Source organism: Noviherbaspirillum suwonense (assembly GCF_900182955.1).
Classification (GTDB): Bacteria; Pseudomonadota; Gammaproteobacteria; order Burkholderiales; family Burkholderiaceae_D; genus Noviherbaspirillum_A; species Noviherbaspirillum_A suwonense.
Window position 1 is genome coordinate 82802 of sequence record NZ_FXUL01000015.1, and the last position, 25728, is coordinate 108529.

Sequence of the window (25728 nt, forward strand, 5' to 3'; positions counted from 1 at the left end):
AGCTACAAAAAAGGCGCTCTGAGGGGGAACCTGTCCCCAGGCGAGCGCCTTGCTACGGTATGGTTGTTCAGCGGGTTGTTCAGCGCCGCATTTTACCGGATTTCACTGCATGCCGATGCGGAAACTTCCCATCGCTACGCCGCAAGGAAAGCCGCGACCGCCTGCGGGTCAAGAAAGTAATGGCAGAGCTCGCGGGCGACGCCGTCCGGCCCGACGCCGATCAGCACCGGCACCCGTTCGTCGTAGGCGCGCAGCAGCACCTCGTCGGCGTCCACGTCGATGACATCGACCGGCAACCCGGCGGCCTGCGGCATTGCCTGCAGCGCGTGCAGCATGTCGTCGCACAGGTGACAGTAGGTGCGGGAATAAAGAATGAAATGGGTCAATTGCGGGACTGCCGGCGCCCTGTGCGCCCCAAAATGAAAAATGGGTATTGCGCAGCGGTTGCCGCGCAATGCCCAGGCTAGCGATTACTGGCCGGTAGGCTTGACGGTGACGAATTGCGACGCTTCGCCGCGACGCACCAGCAGCAGCACGGTCTTCTTCGGCTCGAGCTTGGAAACCAGCGCATTGAACTGCTTGCCGTCCTTGACGTCGGTATTGTTGAGCCGCAGGATCAGGTCGCCCGGCCGCAGCCCGGCGCGGGCTGCCGCGCCCTCGGCGGTCTCGACAACCGCGCCGCCATCGACCTTCAGCTCTTTTTTCTGCGCATCGGTCAGGTCATTGACCACCAGGCCCAGCGTGTTGACCGCCTGCTCGGGCTTCGCCTTCTTTTCCTCGCGCTTGGCCACCTTGTTGTCCGGCTCCATCTCGGCGATGGTCAGGTTCAGGTCGCGCGCGGCGCCCTTGCGCCAGACCGTCACCGTCGAGCGGGCGCCCGGCTTGGTGCTGCCGACCAGGCGTGGCAGGTCGCTGGACTTCTCGATCGGCGCGCCGTTGAACTTGACGATGATGTCGCCGGCCTCGATCCCGCCCTTGTCTGCCGGGCCGCCGGATTCGACCCGCTGGACCAGTGCGCCGTTCGCCTTCGGCAGGCCCAGCGACTCGGCGACATCCTTGGTCACTTCGCCGATCTGGACGCCTATCCTGCCGCGCGTGACGCGGCCCGTGGTCTTGAGCTGCTCCGAGACCCGCATCGCTTCATCGATCGGCACCGCGAAGGAAATGCCCATGTAGCCGCCGGAACGGCTGTAGATCTGGGAATTGATCCCGATGACCTCGCCGCGCATGTTGATCAGCGGCCCGCCCGAGTTGCCGGGATTGACCGCGACGTCGGTCTGGATCAACGGCAGGTAGTCGCCGGTGTCCCGCGCCTTGGCCGAGATGATGCCGGCGGTGACCGTGTTTTCCAGGCCGAACGGGGAACCGATGGCAATCACCCATTCGCCGACCCGCACCTTGTTCGAATCGCCGAAGCTCAGTCTTGGCAGGTTGCTGCCTTCGATCTTCACCAGCGCGACGTCGCTGCGCTTGTCCGAGCCGATGATCTTGGCCTTGTACTCGCGCTTGTCGGTCAGCGTCACATAGACTTCGTCGGCGCCTTCGACCACGTGGGCGTTGGTCAGGATGAAGCCGTCCGCCGAGATCACGAAACCGGAGCCGACGCCGCGCGGCGTTTCCTCTTCCGGCTGCTGCGGTCCCTGCCGGCGCCCGCGCGGGGTGTCGGGCTGCTGCTGGCGCGGCACCGGCACGCCGAAGAAGCGGCGGAAGAACTCCTGCATTTCCGGGTCGTCCATGCCGGGCGGCAGCCCGGACTGGCTTTCCATCTTCGCCCGCTCCGTGGTGCGGATGTTCACAACCGCCGGTCCAACCTTGTCCACCAGGTCGGAAAAGTCGGGAAGGCTGGCGGACGGCGCCGCCACCGGTGGCGCAACGGCGGCCGCCGGCTGGGCGAATACGAGGGTTGCAGGCACGCTCATGGCGCCCGCAGCGCCCACTATCAACACGGACAGGAGGCGCTTGACGGGATACGCAATTTTCATTTGGCTACTTGTTCGGTTTATATTCAATGGAATTAGCAACTTGCCGTATGGCAGTGGATGGCACTTCACCGACGATGGTAAGCCAAAACTCGCCTTGTCGCTTGCCGACGACATTCATCGCGCCCTGCTGCAGCGAACCCTCGGTGCGGCTCTGGGTGCCCGGCTCGATGAATATCGAGATGGCCGCCAATCCGTCCGAATAGACGATCTGCGATACCTCGCGCTGGGCGGGTACTGCGCCGGTCTGGACCGGAACATCCGACACCATCCGCTTCAGTTCCCGCGTCCGGCGAAAACCGGCGGGCATGCGCTTGACGTTCCAGTTCGACAGGTCCGCCTGCGCCATGACCGCGTTTTCCACGCGCCAGCCGCGGGTATTGCCGATTGTCGGTTTCACGCGGTTACGGTCCACGTTGCCGATGCTGAGCTGGGTGAAGGATATCTGCTCGATGACTTCGCCGGCTTCGTTGACGGTCTGCGCCCGCAGCAGCAGGCCGGTCGATTTCTCGGCCCACAGCCGATAGCCATAGCGCAGGTCATCCTTGGGCTCCAGGATCACCGACTGGCAATCGTACCCGGCTATCCGGCCCGATTCGCCCTTGCGCACCGTGTAATGCTCGGTGAGCGCATCGGCGTTCGCCGCGATGATCGCCGGGAAAACGTCCTGGGAAACCCGCTTCTCGACCAGCAGCGTCTTCGTGTCGGGCACGTAGCAGATGACTTCATCGTTGCTGCGTATGTATTCCCTCGGCTGCCCATCGAGCACTTCGAGCTTTTCAAGCTCGTTCTTGCCTTCGGACAGATGGGTGATCCGGGACGTGCGTACCTGGCTGCCTTGCTGATAGATGAAGGTGCCGGAGTAATTCAGCTTTTGCGCCGCAGACTGTATTGTTCGCAACAGAGCCTGCGCTTCCCGGGTTTCCCCGGAAATTGCAGGCTCGGCTTGCGTACTGAAGGCGATGAAACTGGAGACAGCAATAACAAGTTTAAACAGGGCCAGTGTTCGCCGCATAAAGATTATTTACCAGATTCATTTGCGAACGTTGCCGAACGCGCATATTGCGCGGAGCTATAGACCGATGGCGAGAAACGCTGGTGCGCCATCAGATATTCATCGATACCCTGGTCGCGCAGCACCGCACCGGCACGTGCGGAATTCACATTCAGCGCGGTCCGCGAGACGCCGCTGTCGCTGACGACGGCAACCGTGGCGCCCGAGCCTGGGCCACCATGCATTGCAACCATCAGCTGCGGCGTGCCGACGAAGGCCACCGCGGCGGCCGCAGCGGCCAGCACGCCCGGCAGGGCCATGCGGCGAAAGCCAGTCTTCCGCGCGCGTGCCGGCAGCACGGGCGCCACCAGCGCAGGCTCAGCGGCCAGGCGGGCCGCCATGCTCGCCGCGAAGCCGGCGCTCATGGGAACTGCCATTTCGTCGGACCGGAGCAGGTCGCCAATCTGATGGTAGAGCTCCCAACTGGCCTTCCCCTCCGCATTGCGCAGATCCGCCAATGCGATGTCCAGTTGCTCGTCGCTGGTCTCGCCATCCGCGAAAACCGACACCCGTTCTTGTACCAAGCTTTTCGTTTCCATAGTTAACCTCGCCAAAACTGACAGCCAATCCCTTGTAAAGTAACCGTTGTTCTACTTTTTTTCTTACCAGCGTTTATCAAGTGCAGTACCCAGTAAAGGTCTCAGTTTTTCGGCAATTGCCTCGCGTGCACGGAAAATCCTGCTTCGGACCGTGCCGATCGGACATCCCATCGCTTCGGCAATTTCGTCGTAGCTCAAGCCTTCGATCTCGCGCAGGGTGATGGCCATGCGCAGTTCTTCGGGCAATGCATCCATGGCAACATTTACGGTTTCAGCTATTTGCTTGGTAGCAAGCATCGATTCCGGCGTGTTGATATCCCTTAGGTGCTCTCCGTCGTCAAAAGTTTCTGCTTCCTCTGCATCGGCCTCGGTAGACGTCGGCGCGCGACGACCCTGCGTGACCAGATAGTTCTTCGCGGTATTGATTCCAATTCGATACAACCAAGTATAAAACGCCGAATCACCGCGGAACTGTGGGAGCGCCCGGTACGCTTTAATAAAAGCCTCTTGAACAACATCTTCCGCTTCAGCCTGGTCGCGGACGAGCCTCGACACCAGTCGCATCAGCTTTCTCTGATATTTGGAGACCAATAGCTCGAACGCTCTCTTGTCACCGCGCTGCACGCGCTCAACTAGCAGTTGATCAATGTCGCGTTCTGTGGTCAATCCCCATATCCTTGTTTTATTGCAACATGCACGCGGCAACATGTTGACTGGGTGAAATAAGATAAGTTCAAGCCACACTCCGGTTAATCGATAATATTTCCGTCAGCATTGCGTTTCGCTATGGTTCGAAGGGCAACGGACAACTCGGCAAATCCCGTTTCGCCGATACAGTCTGGCAGCACGGGAATGGAAAGCCCCATTCCCGCGGTCGGTTTGAGTCGCAGCAAAAGAAATTGCGGCCACAAGACTGAATCGGGACTTAAGTGAACCACCAGCCCCGATTGCCCGTCTAAGGCCAGGCCCGCATTTTTTTGAAATACGGACACCCCGCTATATTGCGTCAACCGGATTTGTCCGATGCCGGAAATATCAATATGGAACGTTTTTCTGGTTTGGCACGCGCTAAAAACTGCCGCTACCGAAGAGATGGAGACGATTGAGAAAATTTGAAGGCGTGTCGCCAGGTTTAATTCATCAGCCCCGACGAGGATGAGCACGGCAGCCAATGCCGCAGCAGCCGCCATGGCGCAAATGGAGAGTAGTACGCTTCTGGAAGGATTAACCACGACAGATACTGCAATGGTCATGACGGGGAGCCGGTCCGTCTGCCCATGAGGCAAACGGACCAGGGCTTCATATCTTGCCGAAGACCAGCGTCCCGTTGGTGCCACCGAAGCCAAAGGAATTCTTGACTGCGATGTCGATTGGCATTTCCCGCGCAACATTCGCGCAGTAGTCCAGGTCGCATGCCGGATCCTGGTTGAAGATATTGATGGTCGGCGGTGAAATCTGCCGCTTCACCGCGAGCACAGTGAAGACTGCTTCCAGGCCGCCTGCGCCGCCAAGCAGATGACCGGTCATCGACTTGGTGGAATTGACCACGATGTTCTTTGCATGGTCGCCCAGCGCACGCTTGATGGCGATGGTCTCGGCCACGTCGCCCAGGGGCGTCGACGTGCCATGCGCGTTCACATAGCTGACTTCGCCGGTGTTGACGCCCGCATTGTTCAGCGCGGAGATCATGCAGCGCCTTGCGCCATCGCCGTCTTCGAGCGGCGCGGTCATGTGATGCGCATCCGCGCTCATGCCAAAGCCTAGCAGCTCGGCATAAATATGCGCGCCGCGCGCCTTCGCATGCTCGTACTCTTCCAGCACCATGACCCCGGCGCCTTCACCGAGCACGAAGCCGTCGCGATCCTTGTCCCAGGGACGGGATGCGGTCGCCGGGTCGTCGTTGCGCGAGGACAGCGCCCTGGCCGAAGCGAACCCGCCCAGGCCGAGAGGCGAGATGGTGGACTCCGCGCCCCCAGCGATCATCACGTCGGCGTCGCCATATTCGATCAGGCGACCTGCCGCCCCGATGCAATGCAGGCCGGTGGTGCAGGCAGTGACGATGGCCAGGTTCGGCCCTCTCAAGCCGTACTTGATCGACAGGTGCCCGGAGATCATGTTGATGATGGATGCCGGCACGAAGAATGGACTGATGCGGCGCGGGCCGCGGCTGACCAGTTCCGCATGCGTTTCCTCGATCATGGGCAATCCGCCTATGCCCGAGCCCACGATCACGCCGATCCGGTCCGCGTTGGCCTCCGTGACCTCGAGGCCGCTATCCTGCATCGCCTGCATGCCGGCAGCCATGCCATAGTGGATGAAGGTATCCATATGACGCGCTTCCTTTGCAGGAATGTACTCGTCGATCTGGAAACCCTTGACCTCGCCTGCAAACCGCGTGCTGAAGGCCGATGCATCGAAACGTGTGATGGTCGCAATGCCGGATGTGCCGGCAATCAGGGCTTCCCACGCAGCGGCAACGGTATTGCCGATGGGTGACACGCAACCCAGACCAGTAATTACTACGCGGCGCTTTTGTGAGCGGCTCAAGCGAATCTCCTGGAGTCGTTCAATGCTGAATCAGGCCTTGACGTGCGCCTTGGCGTAATCGATGGCTTGCTGGACCGTGGTGATCTTTTCAGCTTGCTCGTCGGGGATTTCCATTTCGAATTCGTCTTCCAGTGCCATGACGAGTTCAACGGTGTCGAGCGAATCGGCGCCGAGGTCGTCAACGAACGAGGATTCCGTCTTGATGTCTGCTTCGGCGACGCCAAGTTGCTCAGCGACGATCTTCTTGACGCGTGTTTCTATATCCGACATGTTGTGCCTCCAAAGGGTGGGTTGCAGAAAGTGCGCGCATTTTATCAGGTTTGCGCGCAAGTAATTACTATTTGCCGGCGGTTTCAGCAGACCTTGCAGCTGCCGAACGCGCGCCTGTCAGTTCATGTACATGCCGCCATTCACATGCAGCGTGGTGCCGGTGATGTAGCCAGCCTGCGACGATGCCAGGAAGGCCACCGCCGCCGCGATATCCGCCGGCTGGCCCAGCCGTGCGAGCGGGATCTGCTGCAGCAAGGCCGAGACCTGCTGCTCTTCGAGCGCACGGGTCATGTCGGTATCGATGAAGCCCGGCGCCACGCAGTTGACAGTCACATTGCGGCTGCCAATCTCGCGCGCCAGGGCCCGGCTCATGCCTGCCACGCCGGCCTTGGCCGCGGCATAGTTCATCTGGCCGGCATTGCCCGCGGAGCCGACCACGGAGGTGATGTTGATGATGCGTCCGTGGCGGGCTTTCATCATGCCGCGCAGCACCGCGCGCGACAGCCGCGCGACCGATGTCAGGTTGGTCGCGATGACCGCGTCCCACTCCTCGTCCTTCATCCGCATCGCCAGCTGGTCCTGCGTGATGCCGGCGTTGTTGACCAGGATGGAGAGGCTGCCGAATTCCTTCTGGATTTCCGCGACCAGCGAATTGCAGCGTTCGGCATCGTTCACATCGAGCACCATGCCGCGCCCGCAGCCTTCGCGCGTCTCCGCGAGGTACTGGGAAATCGCCTGGCTGCCGGCTTCCGACGTGGCGGTGCCGATCACGGTTGCGCCCTGCGCGGCCAGTTCAATGGCGATCGCACGTCCGATGCCGCGGGATGCGCCGGTAACCAGCGCGACCTGTCCTTCCAGGTTCAGGGTATTGGTTGTCACTTGACGAGCTCCAGGATTCTGTCGAGCGATGCCTGGTCGACGATCGCGTCGCCGGTCAGGTCGCTGTTGATGCGTTTGGTCAGGCCGGCCAGCACCTTGCCGGGGCCGCACTCGATGACATGGGTCACACCCTCGGACGCGAACTTCTGCATGGTTTCGACCCAGCGCACCGGGCTTGCCGCCTGGCGCACCAGCGCATCGCGAATGGCTGCCGGGTCGGTGACGATGGCAACATCCACATTATTGATCAGCGGTATCGACGGCGCGGCGAATTGCAGGCCGGCCATGTAGTCCTGCAGCCGCAGCGATGCGGGGCGCAGCAATGACGAATGGAACGGGGCCGACACCGGCAGGACCAGCGCGCGCTTCGCGCCGCGGGCCTTGGCAGCCTCGCAGGCCCGCTCCACGGCGGCCTTGTGGCCGGCGATCACCACCTGCGCAGGCGCATTGAAATTGACCGGCTCGACCACTTCGCCCTGCGCGGCTTCGGCGCAGGCAGCGCGCACGTCGTCGTCCGACAGGCCGAGGATGGCCGCCATGCCGCCCTGCCCGACCGGCACGGCTTCCTGCATCGCCTGCGCGCGGAAACGCACCAGCGGCACCGCGTCGGCAAACGCGAGCGAGTCCGCCGCGACCAGCGCCGAATACTCGCCCAGGCTGTGGCCAGCCACCAGTGCCGGCGCCGGTCCGCCGGCGGCAAGCCAGGCGCGCCAGGTGGCGACGGCGGCCGTCAGCATGACCGGCTGGGTATTGGTCGTCAGGTCCAGTTCTTCCTTGGGACCCTCGGCAATCATCCTGGCCAGGTCGATCCCGATGGCCTCCGACGCTTCGGCCACGGTCTCGCGTACGACCGGGTTGTCGCCGAAGCCATTGAGCATGCCGATTGCCTGCGAACCCTGTCCTGGAAATACAAATGCAAATTTCATCATTCAGTCCGATATCCGGATTATAAGTCTGTCACATGCGCGCAAGCGCTGCGCCCCAGGTAAAGCCACCGCCGACGCCTTCCATCAGCACGATATGCCCGGGCTTGATGCGGCCGTCGCGCATCGCCTTATCCAGCGCCAGCGGAATCGACGCGGCCGAGGTGTTGCCATGCTGGTCGACGGTCACCACCATTTTCTCGGGCGGCAATCCCAGCTTCTTCGCGGTGCCCTGCATGATGCGGATGTTGGCCTGGTGCGGAATCAGCCAGTCGACGTCGGACGACTGCATGCCGGCGGCGTTCAGGGTTTCATGCGCCACTTTTTCGAGCACGGAGACGGCAAGCTTGAACACGGCCTGGCCATCCATGTGCAGGAAAGCGCTGCCCGCGATGGCGCCGGCATTGACGCTGCCGGGAACGCACAGGATGCCGGCCTGGCTGCCGTCGGCATGCAGTTTGGTGGCAAGCAAACCCGGTTCTTCCGAGGCGGACATCAGCACCGCGCCGGCGCCGTCGCCGAACAGCACGCAGGTGGTGCGGTCTTCGAAATTGAGAATACGGGAAAAGACTTCCGAGCCGATGACGAGCACTTTCTTGTGCATGCCGGTGCGGATGAAGCTGTCGGCCATCGACAGGCCATAGACGAAACCGCTGCACACTGCCTGGATATCGACGGCGGCGCTATGGTTGGTGATGCCCAGCTTGTTCTGCACGACGCAGGCGGTGCTTGGAAAGCCGCCGAAGTAATCGGGCGTCGATGTCGCCAGCAGGATCAGGTCGACATCGTTGGCTGCGCAGCCGGCCATCTCCAGCGCGCGGCGCGCGGCGATCACGGCCATGTCGCTGGACTGCATGTCCGGGTCGGCATAGTGGCGCGCCGAAATCCCGCTGCGCGAAACGATCCATTCGTCGGACGTTTCTATTCCTTTTTCAGCGAGCTGCGCCGACAGCGCCTCGTTCGTCACACGCCTCGGCGGCAGGAAACTTCCTGTTCCTATGATTTTGCTGTAGAGGGTCATGCCGTTTTGTTTTCGGTAAGTTGCGGTTGGGGCATCGCCTCAAGGCCCTGCGAGGCAGGCGTCGGCTGAGGCATCAATTCCGCGATCGATTTGGAAATGCGGCTGAGCACGTCATGGTGGACGGCCTCATACGCGCGCCGTATTGCAAACTCGTAGCCGTAGGCATTTTCACCGCCATGGCTCTTGAACACCAGGCCGCGCAGGCCCAGCAAGCTGGCCCCATTGTATCTGGAAGGATTCATCCGGCGCGAAAACGCGGTAATGGCGCCTCGTGCGATCAGCGCGCCCAGCATGTTCAGCGGGTTGCGTCTGAATTCGGTCGTCAGCGCATTCTTGACGAAGCGGCCGACGCCTTCGGACGCTTTCAGCACCACGTTGCCGACGAAGCCGTCGCACACCACGATGTCGGTCGTGCCTTCGAAGATGTCATTGCCTTCGACATTGCCGTAGAAATTCAGGATGCCGCGTTCATGGTCGAGGCGCAGCAATTGCGCGGTGCGCTTGACCAGGTCGTTGCCCTTGATGTCTTCCTCGCCGATATTGAGCAGGCCGACGGTGGGCTTGGCCTTGCCTTCCATTGCCGACACCAGCGCCGAACCCATCAGTGCGAACTGGTGCAGGTGCTGCGGCTCGCAGTCGACGTTGGCGCCCAGGTCCAGCATGTAGGTTGGACCGTCTTTCTGGTTCGGCAGGATGGTGCAGATGGCAGGCCGGTCGACGCCCGGCAGCGTCTTGAGAACATAGCGCGACACGGCCATCAGCGCGCCGGTATTGCCGGCGGAGACGCAGGCCTGGGCGCGGCCTCCCTTGACCAGGTTGATGGCCACGCGCATCGACGAATCCTTCTTGCGGCGCAGGGCCACCTCGAGCGGATCGTCCATGGTCACCACTTCGCTGGCATTGACGACCGACAGGCGTGGATGATCGACGGCGCGGAGCTTTTGAAGTTCGGCCTGGATGGCGTCGGACTTGCCGACCAATATGAGGTTCGCGCCGGCTTCTGCGGCGAGAAAGGAAACTGCTGCGGGGACGGTGACCGACGGACCGTGGTCGCCACCCATGCAGTCGATGGAAAGTGTAATTGTCATTATTGTTTCAGTGCCTCGCCCAACCGCATTATCGGCCAGAATTGGCGTGATTCAAAATGACAGAAGATGTCGCTTGAGCATATAAAAAGCGGCGCCAAGTCCTGGGACTCGTTACGCCGCGTTCAGCCTGGCACAAGGTTGGAATTACTCGTCGTTCTTGGTCTTCAGGACCTTGCGACCGCGGTAAAAACCGTTCGGGCTGATGTGATGACGACGATGCGTTTCGCCGGTGGTCGGCTCAACTGCAATCGGTGGCGCCACCAGGAAGTCGTGTGCACGATGCATGCCGCGCTTGGACGGGGATTTCTTGTTTTGTTGAACAGCCATGATAACTCCTAAACCAAAAGTTCTTGAATTTTAACACATCCGACTACTATGCCGACCGCCGGACCTTGGGAACATCCCTGCCGGCAACAGGCCGACAGTATTTGAAACAGACAGCATCCGGGCAACACCGGATCATTTCTTCAAATTCTTGAGTACTGCAAACGGCGAATCCGGCTTGTCCTGCTTCAGGCCTTCGATCGCCGACGAATCCGGGCAGACATCGTGACGCGGCGACAGCGGCAGCGCCAGCAGCGCTTCATCCTCGATCATGACCGCCATGTCCATCGTGCGGGAGCCGGCAATGACGTCGATGCTTTCGTCGTCCAGCTGCTCTTCCAGCGCGTCCGCGCCCGCCTCGTCATTCGCCAGAACCAGCACCGAATGCGAATCGACGTCGAATTCGAGCGGACCCAGGCAACGCTGGCAGCGCAAGTGGACCCGTCCTGCAACTTCCAGCGTCAGTCCGGGATGCCCCTGCACTTCCGTGCCGCCCTGGACCGCCCATTTCAGCGTGCCGCTGGAATCGATCAGTTCGGCGGAAAGCCTGGCCATTTCGGCAACGGCAGTCTCGCCGGAACGCTCCTGTTTTTGACGGCTGAAATCGAAGGCGTCGACGACGAATGCTTCCATGAGGTTTAGGCTTGGCCGGAAAACCTGCGATAATAACAGGCTTTTCCTTTAATCGTCAAAGCCTTAGAACGCTTTTTCGCCAATTATCCGCACCTGCTCCCGACCATGACCGACGCCGCATCCTTTCCCCGAATAATCCTCGGCTCCAGTTCAAGCTATCGCAAGGAATTGCTTGCGCGGCTGAGGCTGCCGTTCGACGTGATCGCGCCGGACATCGACGAAACCGCGCTCCCGGCGGAATCGCCGGAAGCCACGGCGATGCGGCTGGCCGAACAAAAGGCGTTGGCCATCTCGGCGCTCGCACCGAATGCGCTGGTCATCGGATCCGACCAGGTGGCAACGCTGGACGGCATCCAGATCGGCAAGCCCGGCAATCACGCCAATGCGCTGGCGCAGCTGCAGCTGATGCGCGGACGCGAGGTGATCTTTCATACCGCGCTCTGCCTCCTCGACAGCCGTCCGGGCGCCCGGTATCCGCTGCAGATGGAAAACGTGCAGACCGCGGTCAGCTTCCGCGACCTGCCGGATGCCGAGTTGGACGCCTATCTGAAGATCGAACAACCGTACGACTGCGCCGGCAGCGCCCGCAACGAAGGCCTGGGCATCGCGCTGATCTCCGCCATCCGCGGCACCGATCCGACCGCGCTGACCGGTTTGCCGCTGATCGCGTTGACCGCCATGCTGCGCCAGACCGGCATTCCCTTTTTCCAGAACTGAGCAAGGCGACATGGCTGGCGCTCTTTACCTGATTCCCAATACGCTGGGCCCCGCCGACCCTGTTTCCGGTTGCCCGCTGGACCACGTGATCCCGGACGATGTGCAGGCGACAACCGCACGGCTCGATTATTTTGTCGCGGAAAATGCGAAGACCACCCGCGCTTTCCTCAAGACGGTGGCGCTGGTGCGGCCCCTCGCGAAACCGTTGCAGGAAATCCGGATTGCCGAGCTGAATGTCAACACCGCCGCAGCCGCGCTGCCGGCCTTGCTGGAGCCGCTTCTGCAGGGACAGAACGCCGGCCTCGTGTCGGAAGCCGGCGTGCCGGCGGTGGCGGACCCGGGCGCGAACCTGGTGCGCCTTGCGCATGAGCATGGAATCCGGGTGCGGCCGCTGGTCGGGCCGTCCTCGCTGCTGCTGGCGGTCATGGCCGGCGGGCTGAACGGCCAGAGTTTCGCATTCAACGGCTACCTGCCGACCGATGCCGCGCTCCGGCAAAAACGCATACGCGAGCTGGAAGAACGGTCGCGCCGGGACAATCAGACCCAGTTGTTCATCGAAACCCCGTACCGCAATGCCGCGCTGCTGGAAGCGCTGGCGGGCAGTTGCCATCCGGCGACGCTGATTTCAGTGGCGACCGACCTGACGCTGGCGTCGGAAGCGATACGGACCCAGGCTGCGGCAGGCTGGAAGCGCGACATCGCCGGCGGCCGGCTGCCGGATTTCCACAAGAAACCCACCGTGTTTTCCCTGCTGGCGACCTAGTCGGAAAGCCGCCAGGCCTCTCAGCGCAAGGCTGGCTTGGCGACCGTGCTACCCAGGATCGAAGCGCTGGCGCCGGCGCCGATCGACGCGCCGAATTTCTTCAGCACCCGCTCCGGCAGGCCTTCGTGCTTGGTGTAGTCGACGATATCCTCGGTCTTGAGCTCGTTGCGGGCGACTGAATTGACCGTGCCGAAGCCATCGGCCAGACCGAGTTCCACTGCCCGCGCGCCGCTCCAGAACAGGCCGCTGAACATCTCGGGCGTTTCCTTCAGGCGCTTGCCGCGGCCCTTGCGGACCACGTCGATGAACTGCTGGTGGATTTCCTCGACCATGGTGCGCGCATAGTCGACCTGTTTGGGCTGGACCGGGCTGAACGGGTCGAGGAAACCCTTGTTCTCGCCGGCGGTCAGCAGGCGCCGCTCGACGCCCAGCTTGTCCATCAGGCCGGTAAAGCCGAAGCCGTCCATCAGCACGCCGATCGAACCAACGATGCTGGCCTTGTTCACATAGATGCGGTCGGCCGCGGCGGCGATATAGTAGCCGCCGGAAGCGCACATCTCGTCGACCACGACATAGAGCGGCTTTTGCGGATAGGCCAGGCGCAGGCGCTGGATCTCGTCATTGATGATGCCGGCCTGGACCGGGCTGCCGCCCGGGCTGTTGATGCGCAGGATCACGCCGACCGCGCTGACGTCGGCGAAAGCCCGGTTCAGCGCCGGGATCACCGAGTCGGCCGACCCGCTGCCGCCGCCGCTTTCGATCGTGCCGTCGATCTCGATCAGCGCGCTGTGCGTGCCCACCGACTCCATGTCCCCGCTGGTGTAGCCGAAGGCCAGCGCCAGCCCCAGCAGGACCAGCGCCACGAAGACGAAACGGAAGAAAATATTCCAGCGGCGCCGGGCGCGCTGTTCGGCCAGCGTCGCGAAAGCCAGCTTTTCAAGGGTCTCGCGCTCCCAGGCGAGGCTGCGCAGCGGCGCTTCGGGTTGCGCCGTCGCGGCCGCGGGGGTGGTTGGGTTGTCGATGCTCATCGTGATATGGATTCCTCAGTGCCCGCTGTCAGGCGCGGGCGGGCCTCACAAAATCGTCCGGCTGCCAGTACAGCTTGCCATCGCGCTCGGTGATCGCCAGTGGCCGCAGGCGGCCGCCGCGACAGGGGCCGCCTGCGCAGCGGCCGGTTTCGGGATCGTAGATCGCGCCATGGGTCGAGCACATCAGGTACAGCCCGCTGGACTCGAAAAACTCGCCTTCGGCCCAGTCGAGCTCGATCGGCACGTGGGCGCAGCGGTTCAGGTAGCCATAGACCGTGCCGCCATAGCGCACGACGAAACCGGTCGTATCCTCGCTGCCGGCGGTCAGCGGGAAGCGCACGCCCTTGCCGCCCTCTTCCAGCGCGTCGGCTTCGCAGATATAGATCTCGGTATCGCTCATTTATTCAGGCATGCTCGTTGAGCCACGCGTGCAGCTGCCCGACCGTGTCGGCCGCATACAGCGGCGCCAGCGACTGCAGTTCCTGCGGCGTATGCGCGCCGTAATGAACGGCGATGCCGCCGGCGCCGGCGTTGACCGCCATCTGCAGGTCGTGCGTGGTGTCGCCGATCATGACCGTGCGCTTCAGGTCCTGACCGAGTTCGCGTGTCAGTTCATGCAGCATCGCGGGATGCGGCTTGGAAAAGGTTTCGTCGGCGCAGCGGGTGGCGTCGAATACCGAAAGCAGCCGGGTCGTGTCGAGCGCGCGGTTCAGGCCGACCCGGCTCTTGCCGGTGGCCACCGCCAGGAAATAGCCCTGCTGCGCCAGGTCGGCCAGCATCTCGGAGACGCCGTCGAACAGCACGAGTTCCTGGTCCTGCGACAGATAGTGGTAACGATAGCGCTCGACCATGCGCGGATAGTATTTCGGGTCGAGGTCGGGCAGCACCGCCTCCATCGCGTCCTGCAGGCCCAGGCCGATCACATAGGACGCGGCGCGCTGGTCCGGCACCGGCAGTCCGAGGTCGCGCGCGGACGCCTGTATGCACCTGACGATGGTGCCGGTGCTGTCCATCAGCGTGCCGTCCCAGTCGAATACGATCAGGTCAAACTGTTTTCTAGGCATGGTTCTGCTCGGCCTTGGCCGTCTGCTCCGTTTTCAAAGGTTCGTCGATAGTGTGCTGCTGCTGATTCAGGCTGCGTCGCTCTCCAGGCTTTCCAGGCTTTTCAGCAGGCGCGTGCATTCCGGTGGCAGCGGCGCCTTCAGCGTCACCGGCTTCCCGGTTTCAGGATGGGTGAACGTGATCTGGTGCGCATGCAGGAACATGCGCTTGAAGGCTACCCGCGCCCCGTCGGCCTTCTGCATGTCGCGGTTCAGCGCGAAGTCGCCGTATTTGTCGTCGCCGACGATCGCATATCCGCTCGAAGCAAGATGCACCCTGATCTGGTGGGTCCGCCCGGTTTTCAGTTCCGCCTCGAGCAACGCATATGGCCCAAATTTTCTGATGAGATTGAAAATAGTGTGCGATTGCAAGCCATCGGACTGGACACGGACGCGCCGCTCGCCGTCCGGCGTACTGTATTTATGCAGCGCCAGGCGGATATGCTGCCGTGGATTTGTCCACTCGCCCTTCACCAGCGTCAGGTAGCGCTTGTCGACCACGCCTTCGCGGATCTGCTCGTGCAGGTTGGTCAGCGCCGAGCGCTTCTTGGCCAGCAGCAGGATGCCGGACGTGTCGCGGTCCAGCCGGTGGACGAGTTCGAGGAATTTCGCATCCGGGCGCGACGCGCGCAGCTGCTCGATCACGCCATAGCTGACGCCCGAGCCGCCATGCACGGCAACGCCGGCCGGCTTGTCGATCACAAGCAGGTGGCTGTCTTCGAGAAGGATGGAGAATTCGGCGCCTGGCGCGGTCGACGGCGCCCGTTCGGCGGTGCGGACCGGCGGCAGGCGCAGCACGTCGCCCTCGCACAGGCGATAGGTCTGGTCGATCCGGCCCTTGTTGACCCGCACTTCCCCGGAACGCAGCACCCGGTAGATGTGGCTCTTCGGTACGCCTTTGAAAATACGCAGAAGGAAATTGTCGATGCGCTGACCGGCTTCTTCTCCGGAAATTGTCAACAGCCGGGCTTGTGCGAGGACTTGGGGTTGCGGGGTCGCGGCCGGGAAACTCTCACCCTTCCCTGAAAAGCTCGCTAAGTCCTTCATTTTGAATATATAATCGGTCGGCAGCGGCCAGGAGGCTGCGGCTATGGTGTAAGAATAAAAAGCACATTCTACACAGGGGCGTCTCCATCGGCCTCGCCTAAATGCAAATTCGATGGAAAAGATGTGTATGCAGCATTTGCTGCGCGAGTCAGGGTCGCAACCGTTGTTGCAATCGGGCACCGCGCGAAAATGTTGGATCGAATGGACGGAATATAAGGATTTCGCCGGCGAGAGCGCCCCGTTGGGCTAGCTTGCTGGCAGATGTGGTTTTAGATCTGTTTGCCGAAATTGTTGAACCATCATGTTCCATTTGGCTTGACCGAGCTGTCATGCGACCGAGTTGCTGTTTCCGCGCCTGCATCATGCAGAAGCGGCGGGCAGGCCTCCAATGCGCACTCGGCATCAGAATAAACCCGCATCGGCGCCCGTACGGCTGCAGCGCACTCGCTGCATCTCCGGAACAAGGGCATTCCCCCTCCCGAACGTTCACTCCTCGCATACATCCCTATAAATTGCAGCCGCCTACGGCGACCCGGTTTGCCGGCGGCACTGAAGATGGCCTCAAGGTCACGGAGTAAAAAAATGAAACGCATGTTATTTAACGCCACGCAGCAGGAAGAACTGCGCGTGGCGATCGTCGATGGGCAGAAGCTCATCGACATCGACATCGAAACCAGCGGACGCGAGCAGCGCAAGTCCAACATCTACAAAGGCGTCATCACCCGCATCGAACCCTCCCTCGAAGCCTGTTTCGTCAACTACGGCGAAGAGCGCCACGGCTTTCTCCCCTTCAAGGAAGTTGCCCGCACCTATTTCAAGGAAGGCGTCGACGTACGCACCGCGACCATCCGCGAAGCGCTGCGCGAAGGCCAGGAAATCGTGGTGCAGGTCGAGAAGGAAGAACGCGGCAACAAGGGCGCGGCGCTGACCTCCTTCATCTCTCTGGCCGGACGCTACCTGGTCCTGATGCCCAACAATCCGCGCGGCGGCGGCGTCTCCCGCCGTGTCGAGGGCGAGGACAGGCAGGAACTGCGCGAGACCATGGACAAGCTGGACCTGCCGTCCGGCATGTCGGTGATTGCCCGCACCGCCGGCATCGGCCGCAATGTCGATGAACTGCAGTGGGACCTGAATTACCTGATGCAACTGTGGCGCGCGATCGAAGGCGCCGGCCAGTCGGCGTCGGGCGCCTTCCTGATCTACCAGGAATCGTCGCTGGTGATCCGCGCGATCCGCGACTACTTCCAGCCGGACATCGGCGAGATCCTGATCGACACCGACGACATCTACGACCAGGCCCAGCAGTTCATGAGCCACGTGATGCCGGACATGGTGCACCGGGTCAAGCGCTACCGCGACGACGTGCCGCTGTTCTCCCGGTTCCAGATCGAGCACCAGATCGAGACCGCCTATTCCCGCACGGTGCCCCTGCCTTCCGGCGGCGCCATCGTGATCGACCATACCGAGGCGCTGGTGTCGGTCGACGTCAACTCCGCCCGCGCCACCCGCGGCAGCGACATCGAGACCACCGCGCTCAACACCAATCTTGAAGCCGCCGACGAAGTGGCCCGCCAGTTGCGCCTGCGCGACCTGGGCGGCCTGATCGTCATCGACTTCATCGACATGGAAAACTCGAAGAACCAGCGCGAAGTCGAGACCCGGCTGAAGGATGCGCTGCACTTCGACCGCGCCCGCGTCCAGATGGGCAAGATTTCCCGCTTCGGCCTGATGGAGCTGTCGCGCCAGCGCCTGCGCCCGTCGCTGTCCGAAGGCAGCCACGTGACCTGCCCGCGCTGCAACGGCACCGGCCACATCCGCGACACCGAGTCGTCGGCGCTGCAGGTGCTGCGCATCATCCAGGAAGAGGCGATGAAGGAAAACTCGGCCGCCATCCATGTGCAGGCGCCGGTCGACGTCGCCGCTTTCCTGCTCAACGAGAAGCGCGGCGAGATCCTGAAGATCGAGACCCGGCACCGGGTCAGCGTGATCCTGATCCCCAACAAGTACCTGGAAACGCCGCACTACAAACTCGAGCGCATCAAGCATGACGATCCGCGCCTGGAAGACATGCAGGCGAGCTACGACATGGCCGAGGAAGCCGAGACCGATATCGGCTACGACAAGCGGCAGAAGGAAGAAGCCAAGCCGCGCCAGGAAGCCATGGTCAAGAGCATCACGCCAGACCAGCCTGCGCCCATCGTCGAACGCAAGGCGCCGGAGCCGGCGCCTGTGCCGGTCGCAGCGCCCGTGGTGCAGGTCGAGGAAGGTTTCCTCAGCCGCCTGTTCGGCCTGTTCCGCAAGAAACCGGTCGCGCCGCCGCCGGCGCCTGCGCCGGTTGCCGCCGTCAAGCCGGAAGCAGTGCGCGAGCGCACCAGCGAACGCAATGGCCGCACCAACGGCCAGCGAGGCCGCACACGCGGCGGCCGTGGCGGCCGTGACCGGGATGAACGCGAGGCCGGCAAGCCGGAACTGCGCGATGACGCGGTTAAGCCGGCAGGCGTGACCGCTGCCGCTGCGGCGCCGATGGCGGACCAGCCCGCCCGCCCGCCGCGCCCGCCGCGTGAGCCGAGGGAAGCCCGCGAAGGTGCCGAGCCGCGCCGCGAGCGTGCACCGCGCGCACCGCGCGAGGATCGCAAGCCGGCCGCTGCAGCGACAGCCGCCGCCACTGCCACTGCCACTGCCGTCACCGCGGCAAGCGCCAGCCCTGCCGCTGCATCGGCCGTGGTTGAGCCGGTGACGGAAGAAAAAATCGTGGCAGCCACGCCGGTCGTCGATGAAGCCCAGCAAGCCGCAGTGCAGGCGCTCGCAGCCGAAACCGGCGCAGAGCAGGAAGGCCTTGAAAATCCGGTGCTCGAGACCGGCGAAGCCGGCGAGGAAGGCGACGACCAGCCGCGCCGTCGCCGCCGCCGTGGCGGTCGGAACCGCAACCGCCGTGACCGCGAGAATGGCGAGAATGGCGAGAACGGCGAACTCGGCGAAGGCAGCGACGAGGTGCTGGAAGCCGGCGCCGCGATTGCCGGCGAGGCAGCCGCCATCAGCGACGAGCAGGCGGCAACGACGCCGGCAGCGATGCAGGCAATCGCCACCGACGTGGCGCTCACCTATGCCAGCGTCGAGTCCTCGGTCGGCAGCGTGACGCCGCCGGTCGAACAACCCGCACCGGCGTCCGAAGCAGTGGCGTCCGAGGCAGGTCCGGAAGCAGCGCCGGAGGCGAAGGCCGATGAAGCGATGGCGATCCAGGCCGTCGCGGTCGATACCGAAGCGGCAGCAGTCGCCGACCAGGTCGCCGCGCAGCCCGAGCCGATTGAAGCGGCGCAAGCCGTAGCGACGCCGCGCGATGCCGACATGGCGCAGCATGCGCCGGAAACGGTCGAGCATGCGGCCGTGCAGGACGCGCAGCAGGCCGAACCGGCGCAGGCAGAGCAGACGCCTGTTTCGTCACAGCAGCCTGCCGCTGCCGAAGCCGCGGCGGTTGCAGAGCCGGCGGAAGCAGAGCCGACGGTTGCAGAGCCGAAGGCCGAAGCGCCGCTGATCGAAGAGCCAGCAGCAGAACCGGTCGCCGTGGCGCTGGCGCCTGCAGCGCCCGTTGCTGCCGCCCCCGCCGCTGCGCCGCAGCTGCGGCCGGCCGACAGCGCAATGCCTCTGCAGCAGATCGATGCGATGCTCAACGCGGCCGGGCTGACGCTGGCCAGCACCGATCCGGAAAAGCTGCGCGCAGCCCAGGAAGCGGCTGCCCGCATCCAGCCTGCGCCGCGCGTTCCGCGCGAACGCAAGCCGCTGCCGCCGGTGTCGGACGAGCCGCTGATCCAGGTGGAAACCCAGCGCTGAGTCGAACGACCGGCAGCGCCTGCGGCATGCAGCTTTCGGGCGGCATGCCGCAGGCGCCCGCAAGCCCTGGACAGGGCAAGTATTCAAGTAAGGGAGCGCAAGCTCCCTTTTTCACGTAAAAAGATTATCGAAGCCCATGACTGATACCGCTCCGCCCCGGCAGGTTACCTTTGCGCAGGCGCTGGCCTACTGGCTCAAGCTGGGTTTCATCAGTTTCGGCGGCCCGGCCGGACAGATTGCGATGATGCATGCCGAGCTGGTGGAACGCCGGCGCTGGATCTCCGAGCAGCGTTTTTTGCATGCGCTGAATTACTGCATGCTGCTGCCCGGCCCGGAAGCCACCCAGCTCGCGGTCTACATCGGCTGGCTGATGCACAGGACCGTGGGCGGCGTCCTTGCCGGCGCGCTGTTCGTGCTGCCGTCGCTGGGCATCCTGATCCTGCTTTCCTGGATCTATCTCGCCTGGGGCGCGCTGCCGGTGGTGGCCGCGCTGCTGTACGGCATCAAGCCGGCCGTGGTGGCCATCGTCCTCGCGGCCGCATGGCGGCTCGGCAGCCGCTCGCTCAGGAATGGCTGGCTGATCGCCATCGCGGTCGCCGCGCTGCTGGCGATCGCCGTGCTGCGGCTGCCGTTCCCGGCCATCGTGCTGGGCGCGGCGCTGGCCGGCGTGATCGGCGGACGGCTGCTGCCCGACAAGTTCCGGCCGGGCGGCGCGCACGGCGCGGCTGCGCTCGCCAGCTACGGCCCGGCCATCATTGACGACGCGACCCCGACGCCGGCGCATGCGCGCTTCAGCTGGCGGCGGCTGGCGGCAGCGCTGGGCGTCGGCATCGTGCTCGGCCTGGCGGTATGGATCGCGCTGGCGCTGCTGTACGGTCGCGGCAGTCCGCTGGCGCAGATGGGCTGGTTCTTCACCAAGGCCGCGATGCTGACCTTCGGCGGCGCGTACGCGGTGCTGCCCTATGTATACCAGGGCGGCGTCGAGACCTACCAGTGGCTGAGCGCGACGCAGATGATAGACGGGCTGGCGCTGGGCGAAACCACGCCGGGGCCGCTGATCATGATCGTCGCCTTCGTCGGCTTCGTCGGCGGCTGGACCAAGATGCTGTTCGGCCCGGACCACCTGCTGCTGGCCGGCGCGACCGCGGCCTGCGTCACCGCCTTCTTCACCTTCCTGCCATCGTTCATCTTCATCCTCGCCGGCGGGCCGCTGGTGGAATCGACCCGCGGCAATATCCGCCTGACCGCGCCGCTGACGGCCATCTCGGCCGCGGTGGTCGGCGTGGTGGTCAGCCTGGCGCTGTTCTTTGCCTGGCATGTGTTCCGGCTGGCCGCGCCGCCCGCGCAATGGGACTGGGCCGCGATCGGCATCAGCGCGGTCGCCTCGCTCGCGCTGCTGCGCTACAAGGCCGGCACGATCAAGCTGATCCTGGCCTGTGCGGCCGCGGGCCTCGTGGTATCGTACCTGCGTCAAGCGTAGGGAATTGCCTTTTCCACGGTCTGATACACTGCCCGCCATGTCCTCCCGAGTCAAAGTCATCCCGGTCGCCGACTACCGCAGCATGCAGTCCGCGCCCGCCATTCCAGCGATACTGGAAAGCCCCGACGGCCTGCTGGCCGATACCCTCGCACGCCCGCTGCGCGACCTGCGCATCTCGGTCACGGACCGCTGCAATTTCCGCTGCGTCTACTGCATGCCCAAGGAAGTGTTCGACAAGGACTATGCGTTCCTGCCGCACAGCGCGCTGCTGTCGTTCGAGGAAATCACGCGGGTGGCCAGCCTGTTCGTCGCGCATGGCGTCGAGAAGATCAGGCTGACCGGCGGCGAACCGCTGCTGCGCAAGAACCTCGAGAACCTGGTCGCGATGCTGCGCGGGCTGAAGACGCCGGACGGCCGCGAACTCGACCTGACGCTGACGACCAACGGCTCCATCCTGGCGCGCAAGGCGCAGGCGCTGAAGGACGCGGGCCTCAACCGCGTGACCGTGTCGCTCGATGCGCTGGACGACGCCACGTTCCGCCGGATGAACGACGTCGACTTCTCGGTGGCAGACGTGCTGCGCGGCATCGACGCGGCGCACCGGGCCGGGCTGGGACCGGTCAAGGTCAACATGGTGGTCAAGGGCGGCATGAACGACCAGGAAATCGTGCCGATGGCGCGCCACTTCAAGGGAACGCCGACCATCCTGCGCTTCATCGAATACATGGATGTCGGCGCCAGCAACGGCTGGAAGATGGACGAGGTCATTCCTTCCGCGGAAGTCGTGCGGCGCATCTCGGAGGCCATGCCGCTGGAAGCCATCGGCGCCAACTATGCCGGCGAGACCGCCGCGCGCTGGCGTTACACGGACGGCGGCGGCGAGATCGGCGTGATTTCCAGCGTGACCCAGGCGTTCTGCCACGACTGCACCCGCGCCCGGCTGTCCACCGAGGGCAAGCTCTACACCTGCCTGTTCGCCACCAGCGGCCACGACCTGCGCGCGCTGCTGCGCGAGGGACGCAGCGACGAAGAGATCTCGACCGCGGTCGCCCATGTCTGGCGCGCCCGCACCGACCGCTACTCCGAACTCCGCACAGGCAACACCGACGGCCTGCCGCAGGCAACGCGCAAGAAAGTTGAAATGTCCTACATAGGCGGATAGCTCACCAATGAACCACCCTACCCTCAGCGAGGTCGTCAGCTGCCTGTCCGGCTACGACCCGGACGCGCTTCCGGTCGAGCAGGCCCAGCAGATCATCCGCACCTACGTCGCGCCGCTGCATGCGGTCGAGAAAGTCGCGATCCGCAGCGCGCTGGGCCGCGTTCTGGCAAGCGACATCGTGTCCACCATCAATGTGCCCGCGCATGACAATTCGGCGATGGACGGCTATGCCTTCATCGGCGCCGCGCTGAAAGCCGATGAGCCGACCGCCCTGCGCGTCGTCGGCACGTCCTACGCCGGCCGCGCCTACGACGGCCCGGTGGCGGCCGACGAGTGCGTGCGCATCATGACCGGCGCGGTAATGCCGGCCGGCTGCGACACCGTGGTGCCGCAGGAATTCACCAGCCAGGCGGACACGCATGGCGTGATGCTGCCGCCGGGCGTGGTGCGCACCGGCGACAACCGCCGGCTGGCCGGCGAGGACCTGGCTGCCGGCCAGCCGGCGCTGGCGAAAGGCAAGATACTGCGCCCCGCCGACCTCGGCCTGCTGGCCTCCTTGGGCGTGGCCGAAGTGCCGGTGCAGCGCCGGCTGCGCGTGGCCTTCTTTTCCACCGGCGACGAGCTGCGCTCGATCGGCGAGCCGCTGGACGAAGGCTGCGTCTACGACAGCAACCGCTACACGCTCTACGGCATGCTGACGCGGCTGGGCTGCGACATCATCGACATGGGCGTGGTGAAGGACGATCCCGCCGCGCTGGAAGCGGCTTTCCGGTCCGCCTGCGAGAATGCCGACGCGATCATCACCTCGGGCGGCGTGTCGGTCGGCGCCGCCGACTACACCAAGCAGATGATGGCCCAGCTGGGCGATGTGACCTTCTGGAAAATCGGCATGCGGCCCGGCCGCCCGATGGCCTTCGGCAAGATCGCGTCGGCCGGGCACAGCGCCTACCTGTTCGGCCTGCCCGGCAACCCGGTCGCGGTGATGGTGACGTTCTACTTCTTCGCGCGCGAGGCGCTGCTGCACATGATGGGCGCGCAGGTGCCGCCGCTGCCGCTGCTGCCGGCCCGCTCGGAAGCGCCGATCCGCAAGAAGCCGGGACGCACCGAATACCAGCGCGGCATCCTGTCGGTCGCGGCCGACGGCAGCCGGCAGGTGCGCATCACCGGCGCGCAGGGGTCGGGCATCCTGCGCTCGATGTCCGAGGCCAACTGCATGGTCGTGCTAGGCCATGACCAGGGCAACGTGCAGGCCGGCGACCTGGTCGACGTGCTGGTGTTCGAAGGGCTGGTGTAGGCCGCTGGCCTGCCAGGCGGACCATCCGCCCGTCCCGCTCGCCTACGCCTGCGGCTTCATCAGCTGTGACAGCGCTTCCTCCGGCGTCGCATACAGCGCCGGCTCCGCGTCGTGCGCGCGCAGCGCCCTGCCGAAATAGCTGCGCATGAAGGTGCTGGTGGTATAGCGCGTGACCCGGCTGTAGAAACGCTCGGTCAGGTCGCGCACCATCGCGATGTAGTCATCCATCAGTTCCGGCGCGATCGAGAAATTGTCATAGTTGACGATGGCCGGCACCTTGCGCTGCAGCGGCGCCAGGTGCTGGGCGACGCTCATGTGGATCTCGTCGATCTCGGCCATGGTCCTGACTTCCAGCCCTTCGAAATTGATGAAGAAGATATTGCGTTCGGCGTCGAAGCGCAGCCGTTGCGGCAGCGGCAGGAACAGGATGTCGTCGCGCAGGCCCATCGCGCCGGGCCGGAAGATGCGTTCATCCATCAGCTTCAGCTGCGGGCTGATGGCGGGCCGGAAGCGCATCTGCCCGATGACGTCGCGTTCGAGGTCGATGCCGGGCGCGACCTCGATCACTTCCAGCCCCGCGGCCGAGAGCTGCAGCACGCAGCGCTCGGTGATGTACAGCGCCACCTGCCCGCGCTGCGCCGCATGGACGCCGCTGTAGGTCCGGTGCTCGACTTCCTCGACGAACTTGCACGCGCTGCCTTCCCTGGCGATGCGCATTGCGCCTTCCCGGATCTCCACCTGCAGGTCGCCGGCGGTGAAGGTGCCGACGAACACCACCTTCTTTGCATTCTGGCTGATGTTGATGAAGCCGCCCGCGCCCGCCAGCCGCGTGCCGAACTTGCTGACATTGAGGTTGCCGTGGCGGTCCGCCTGCGCCAGCCCGAGGAAGGCCACGTCGAGGCCGCCGCCGTCGTAGAAGTCGAACTGCGACGGCTGGTCGATGATGGCGTCCGGGTTGCTGGCCGCGCCGAAGTTCAGGCCGCCGGCCGGGATGCCGCCGATCACGCCCGGCTCCGCGGTCAGCGTGACGAGGTCGAGTATCTTTTCCTCGGCTGCCACGCTGGCCACGCCTTCCGGCATGCCGATGCCGAGGTTGACGACGCTGTTGGGCTTCAGCTCCATCACCGCGCGGCGGGCGATGATCTTGCGCTCGTTGAAGGCCATCGGCTGCAATGACGACACCGGCACCCTGATCTCGCCGGAGAACGCCGGGCTGTAGGCCTCGGCGAAGGTCTGCATGTGATATTCCGGACGCTCGGCCACCACCACGCAGTCGACCAGCACGCCGGGTATCTTGACCTGGCGCGGATTGAGCGTCCCGGTGTCGGCGATGCGCTCGACCTGCACGATGACGATGCCGCCCGAATTGTGCGCGGCCATCGCGATGGCCAGTGCTTCCAGCGTCAGCGCCTCGCGCTCCATCGTCACGTTGCCGTTGGCGTCCGCGGTGGTGCCGCGGATGATGCCGACGTTGATCGGCATCGCCTTGTAGAACAGGTATTCGCGGCCCCCCACCGTCATCAGCTCGACCAGGTCTTCGGTGGTGCGCTCGTTGACCTTGCCGCCGCCGTGCCGCGGGTCGACGAAGGTGCCGAGGCCGACATGGGACAGCACGCCGGGCTTGCCGGCGGCGATATCGCGGAACAGATGGCTGATGATGCCCTGCGGCAGGTTGTACGCCTCGACCCGGTTTTCCATCGCCAGCCGCTGCAGCCGGGGCACCAGTCCCCAGTGCCCGCCGATCACGCGTTTCACCAGGCCCTCGTGGCCCAGGTGGTTGAGGCCGCGGTCGCGGCCGTCGCCCTGGCCGGCCGCGTAGATCAGCGTCAGGTCGCGCGGCCGGCCCGCGCCGTTCTCAAGGAAGCGCTGCTCCAGCGCCACCGCGATGTTTTCCGCGAAGCCGATGCCGACGAAACCGCCGGTCGCCACCGTGTCGCCGTCATGGATCAGCCGGACCGCCTCGGCGGCCGACACGATCTTGTTCCGGTGCGAGCGGCGCGCGCCGGCCGCGGTCTGGTCCAGGCTTGCTGCCTGCGGGGGAAACGGTGACAT

At 64.2% G+C, this 25728-nt stretch carries 25 protein-coding genes; 6 read left to right on the forward strand and 19 right to left on the reverse strand.

The features are described from left to right. Positions 1-134: 134 nt before the first annotated feature. From QOL82_RS18060 to QOL82_RS18125, 14 genes are all read right to left on the reverse strand, one after another. Positions 135-386, reverse strand: a complete 252-nt coding sequence (locus QOL82_RS18060) for a glutaredoxin family protein (RefSeq protein WP_283443691.1) — start codon at positions 384-386, stop codon at positions 135-137. An 84-nt stretch (positions 387-470) separates the two neighbouring features. Next, the gene (locus tag QOL82_RS18065) at positions 471-1919 is read right to left on the reverse strand and encodes a DegQ family serine endoprotease (RefSeq protein ID WP_283443692.1); all 1449 of its coding nucleotides are present in this window, start codon (positions 1917-1919) and stop codon (positions 471-473) included. A gap of 67 nt (positions 1920-1986) precedes the next feature. Beyond that, positions 1987-2994: a MucB/RseB C-terminal domain-containing protein gene (locus QOL82_RS18070; protein ID WP_283443693.1), complete on the reverse strand. Its 1008-nt coding sequence runs from the start codon at positions 2992-2994 to the stop codon at positions 1987-1989. A 5-nt stretch (positions 2995-2999) separates the two neighbouring features. Further along, positions 3000-3572 (reverse strand): sigma-E factor negative regulatory protein, encoded by a 573-nt coding sequence (locus tag QOL82_RS18075; protein WP_283443694.1) that lies wholly within the window; start codon positions 3570-3572, stop codon positions 3000-3002. A gap of 63 nt (positions 3573-3635) precedes the next feature. Continuing rightward, a complete protein-coding gene (rpoE, locus tag QOL82_RS18080; protein WP_194713749.1) occupies positions 3636-4238 on the reverse strand; it encodes an RNA polymerase sigma factor RpoE in 603 nt (200 codons plus the stop codon). 83 nt (positions 4239-4321) lie between these two features. Continuing rightward, positions 4322-4825: a hypothetical protein gene (locus QOL82_RS18085; RefSeq protein WP_283443695.1), complete on the reverse strand. Its 504-nt coding sequence runs from the start codon at positions 4823-4825 to the stop codon at positions 4322-4324. Positions 4826-4871: 46 nt separating this feature from the next. Then, the gene (fabF, locus tag QOL82_RS18090; RefSeq protein ID WP_283443696.1) at positions 4872-6119 is read right to left on the reverse strand and encodes a beta-ketoacyl-ACP synthase II; all 1248 of its coding nucleotides are present in this window, start codon (positions 6117-6119) and stop codon (positions 4872-4874) included. Between the two features lie 30 nt (positions 6120-6149). Then, positions 6150-6389, reverse strand: coding sequence for an acyl carrier protein (gene acpP, locus QOL82_RS18095; protein WP_283443697.1), 240 nt, complete (start codon positions 6387-6389; stop codon positions 6150-6152). A gap of 117 nt (positions 6390-6506) precedes the next feature. Then, entirely contained in the window at positions 6507-7253 is a 747-nt protein-coding gene (fabG, locus tag QOL82_RS18100) for a 3-oxoacyl-ACP reductase FabG (RefSeq protein WP_283443771.1), read from the reverse strand. Between the two features lie 11 nt (positions 7254-7264). Next, entirely contained in the window at positions 7265-8197 is a 933-nt protein-coding gene (gene fabD, locus QOL82_RS18105; protein WP_283443698.1) for an ACP S-malonyltransferase, read from the reverse strand. A 28-nt stretch (positions 8198-8225) separates the two neighbouring features. Further along, a complete protein-coding gene (locus tag QOL82_RS18110) occupies positions 8226-9212 on the reverse strand; it encodes a beta-ketoacyl-ACP synthase III (protein WP_283443699.1) in 987 nt (328 codons plus the stop codon). Beyond that, a complete protein-coding gene (gene plsX / locus QOL82_RS18115) occupies positions 9209-10300 on the reverse strand; it encodes a phosphate acyltransferase PlsX (RefSeq protein ID WP_283443700.1) in 1092 nt (363 codons plus the stop codon). The genes QOL82_RS18110 and plsX overlap by 4 nt, the downstream gene beginning before the upstream one ends. Before the next feature lie 144 nt (positions 10301-10444). Beyond that, positions 10445-10627: a 50S ribosomal protein L32 gene (gene rpmF / locus QOL82_RS18120; RefSeq protein ID WP_194713757.1), complete on the reverse strand. Its 183-nt coding sequence runs from the start codon at positions 10625-10627 to the stop codon at positions 10445-10447. A 132-nt stretch (positions 10628-10759) separates the two neighbouring features. Continuing rightward, positions 10760-11257 (reverse strand): YceD family protein, encoded by a 498-nt coding sequence (locus QOL82_RS18125; protein WP_283443701.1) that lies wholly within the window; start codon positions 11255-11257, stop codon positions 10760-10762. 105 nt (positions 11258-11362) lie between these two features. Here QOL82_RS18125 and QOL82_RS18130 point away from each other — a divergent pair, with 105 nt between their 5' ends. Continuing rightward, positions 11363-11974, forward strand: coding sequence for a Maf-like protein (locus tag QOL82_RS18130; protein ID WP_283443702.1), 612 nt, complete (start codon positions 11363-11365; stop codon positions 11972-11974). A gap of 10 nt (positions 11975-11984) precedes the next feature. Next, positions 11985-12737 (forward strand): SAM-dependent methyltransferase, encoded by a 753-nt coding sequence (locus tag QOL82_RS18135; protein WP_283443703.1) that lies wholly within the window; start codon positions 11985-11987, stop codon positions 12735-12737. Positions 12738-12757: 20 nt separating this feature from the next. On the opposite strand, the gene QOL82_RS18140 is transcribed toward QOL82_RS18135, so the two are convergent. The 4 genes from QOL82_RS18140 to QOL82_RS18155 form a co-directional block, all read right to left on the reverse strand. Next, positions 12758-13765, reverse strand: a complete 1008-nt coding sequence (locus QOL82_RS18140) for a S49 family peptidase (RefSeq protein ID WP_283443704.1) — start codon at positions 13763-13765, stop codon at positions 12758-12760. A 28-nt stretch (positions 13766-13793) separates the two neighbouring features. Next, entirely contained in the window at positions 13794-14165 is a 372-nt protein-coding gene (locus QOL82_RS18145; RefSeq protein WP_283443705.1) for a Rieske (2Fe-2S) protein, read from the reverse strand. Between the two features lie 4 nt (positions 14166-14169). Then, entirely contained in the window at positions 14170-14829 is a 660-nt protein-coding gene (locus QOL82_RS18150; RefSeq protein ID WP_283443706.1) for an HAD-IA family hydrolase, read from the reverse strand. Between the two features lie 66 nt (positions 14830-14895). Continuing rightward, positions 14896-15912 (reverse strand): RluA family pseudouridine synthase, encoded by a 1017-nt coding sequence (locus tag QOL82_RS18155; protein WP_283443707.1) that lies wholly within the window; start codon positions 15910-15912, stop codon positions 14896-14898. Positions 15913-16494: 582 nt separating this feature from the next. On the opposite strand from QOL82_RS18155, the gene QOL82_RS18160 reads away from it, so the two are divergent. From QOL82_RS18160 to moeA, 4 genes are all read left to right on the forward strand, one after another. Continuing rightward, positions 16495-19740, forward strand: coding sequence for an Rne/Rng family ribonuclease (locus QOL82_RS18160; protein WP_283443708.1), 3246 nt, complete (start codon positions 16495-16497; stop codon positions 19738-19740). Positions 19741-19876: 136 nt separating this feature from the next. Continuing rightward, a complete protein-coding gene (chrA, locus tag QOL82_RS18165; protein ID WP_283443709.1) occupies positions 19877-21220 on the forward strand; it encodes a chromate efflux transporter in 1344 nt (447 codons plus the stop codon). Between the two features lie 37 nt (positions 21221-21257). Continuing rightward, positions 21258-22382, forward strand: coding sequence for a GTP 3',8-cyclase MoaA (moaA, locus tag QOL82_RS18170; protein WP_283443710.1), 1125 nt, complete (start codon positions 21258-21260; stop codon positions 22380-22382). A gap of 7 nt (positions 22383-22389) precedes the next feature. Then, entirely contained in the window at positions 22390-23676 is a 1287-nt protein-coding gene (moeA, locus tag QOL82_RS18175) for a molybdopterin molybdotransferase MoeA (protein ID WP_283443711.1), read from the forward strand. Positions 23677-23718: 42 nt separating this feature from the next. On the opposite strand, the gene QOL82_RS18180 is transcribed toward moeA, so the two are convergent. Continuing rightward, positions 23719-25728 (reverse strand): acyl CoA:acetate/3-ketoacid CoA transferase, encoded by a 2010-nt coding sequence (locus QOL82_RS18180; RefSeq protein WP_283443712.1) that lies wholly within the window; start codon positions 25726-25728, stop codon positions 23719-23721.

Excerpts from the sequence above, each read along its gene's own strand:
- QOL82_RS18150 (WP_283443706.1), bottom strand. The coding sequence starts at position 14,829 with ATGCCTAGAAAACAGTTTGACCTGATCGTATTCGACTGGGACGGCACG.
- QOL82_RS18110 (WP_283443699.1), bottom strand. The coding sequence starts at position 9,212 with ATGACCCTCTACAGCAAAATCATAGGAACAGGAAGTTTCCTGCCGCCG.
- moaA (WP_283443710.1), top strand. The coding sequence starts at position 21,258 with ATGTCCTCCCGAGTCAAAGTCATCCCGGTCGCCGACTACCGCAGCATG.
- QOL82_RS18085 (WP_283443695.1), bottom strand. The coding sequence starts at position 4,825 with ATGACCATTGCAGTATCTGTCGTGGTTAATCCTTCCAGAAGCGTACTA.
- QOL82_RS18130 (WP_283443702.1), top strand. The coding sequence starts at position 11,363 with ATGACCGACGCCGCATCCTTTCCCCGAATAATCCTCGGCTCCAGTTCA.
- rpmF (WP_194713757.1), bottom strand. The coding sequence starts at position 10,627 with ATGGCTGTTCAACAAAACAAGAAATCCCCGTCCAAGCGCGGCATGCAT.
- QOL82_RS18070 (WP_283443693.1), bottom strand. The coding sequence starts at position 2,994 with ATGCGGCGAACACTGGCCCTGTTTAAACTTGTTATTGCTGTCTCCAGT.
- plsX (WP_283443700.1), bottom strand. The coding sequence starts at position 10,300 with ATGACAATTACACTTTCCATCGACTGCATGGGTGGCGACCACGGTCCG.
- QOL82_RS18125 (WP_283443701.1), bottom strand. The coding sequence starts at position 11,257 with ATGGAAGCATTCGTCGTCGACGCCTTCGATTTCAGCCGTCAAAAACAG.
- QOL82_RS18065 (WP_283443692.1), bottom strand. The coding sequence starts at position 1,919 with ATGAGCGTGCCTGCAACCCTCGTATTCGCCCAGCCGGCGGCCGCCGTT.
- chrA (WP_283443709.1), top strand. The coding sequence starts at position 19,877 with ATGACTGATACCGCTCCGCCCCGGCAGGTTACCTTTGCGCAGGCGCTG.
- QOL82_RS18155 (WP_283443707.1), bottom strand. The coding sequence starts at position 15,912 with ATGAAGGACTTAGCGAGCTTTTCAGGGAAGGGTGAGAGTTTCCCGGCC.
- QOL82_RS18180 (WP_283443712.1), bottom strand. The coding sequence starts at position 25,728 with ATGTCACCGTTTCCCCCGCAGGCAGCAAGCCTGGACCAGACCGCGGCC.
- QOL82_RS18160 (WP_283443708.1), top strand. The coding sequence starts at position 16,495 with ATGAAACGCATGTTATTTAACGCCACGCAGCAGGAAGAACTGCGCGTG.
- QOL82_RS18145 (WP_283443705.1), bottom strand. The coding sequence starts at position 14,165 with ATGAGCGATACCGAGATCTATATCTGCGAAGCCGACGCGCTGGAAGAG.
- QOL82_RS18135 (WP_283443703.1), top strand. The coding sequence starts at position 11,985 with ATGGCTGGCGCTCTTTACCTGATTCCCAATACGCTGGGCCCCGCCGAC.
- QOL82_RS18140 (WP_283443704.1), bottom strand. The coding sequence starts at position 13,765 with ATGAGCATCGACAACCCAACCACCCCCGCGGCCGCGACGGCGCAACCC.
- QOL82_RS18075 (WP_283443694.1), bottom strand. The coding sequence starts at position 3,572 with ATGGAAACGAAAAGCTTGGTACAAGAACGGGTGTCGGTTTTCGCGGAT.
- moeA (WP_283443711.1), top strand. The coding sequence starts at position 22,390 with ATGAACCACCCTACCCTCAGCGAGGTCGTCAGCTGCCTGTCCGGCTAC.
- fabD (WP_283443698.1), bottom strand. The coding sequence starts at position 8,197 with ATGATGAAATTTGCATTTGTATTTCCAGGACAGGGTTCGCAGGCAATC.
- acpP (WP_283443697.1), bottom strand. The coding sequence starts at position 6,389 with ATGTCGGATATAGAAACACGCGTCAAGAAGATCGTCGCTGAGCAACTT.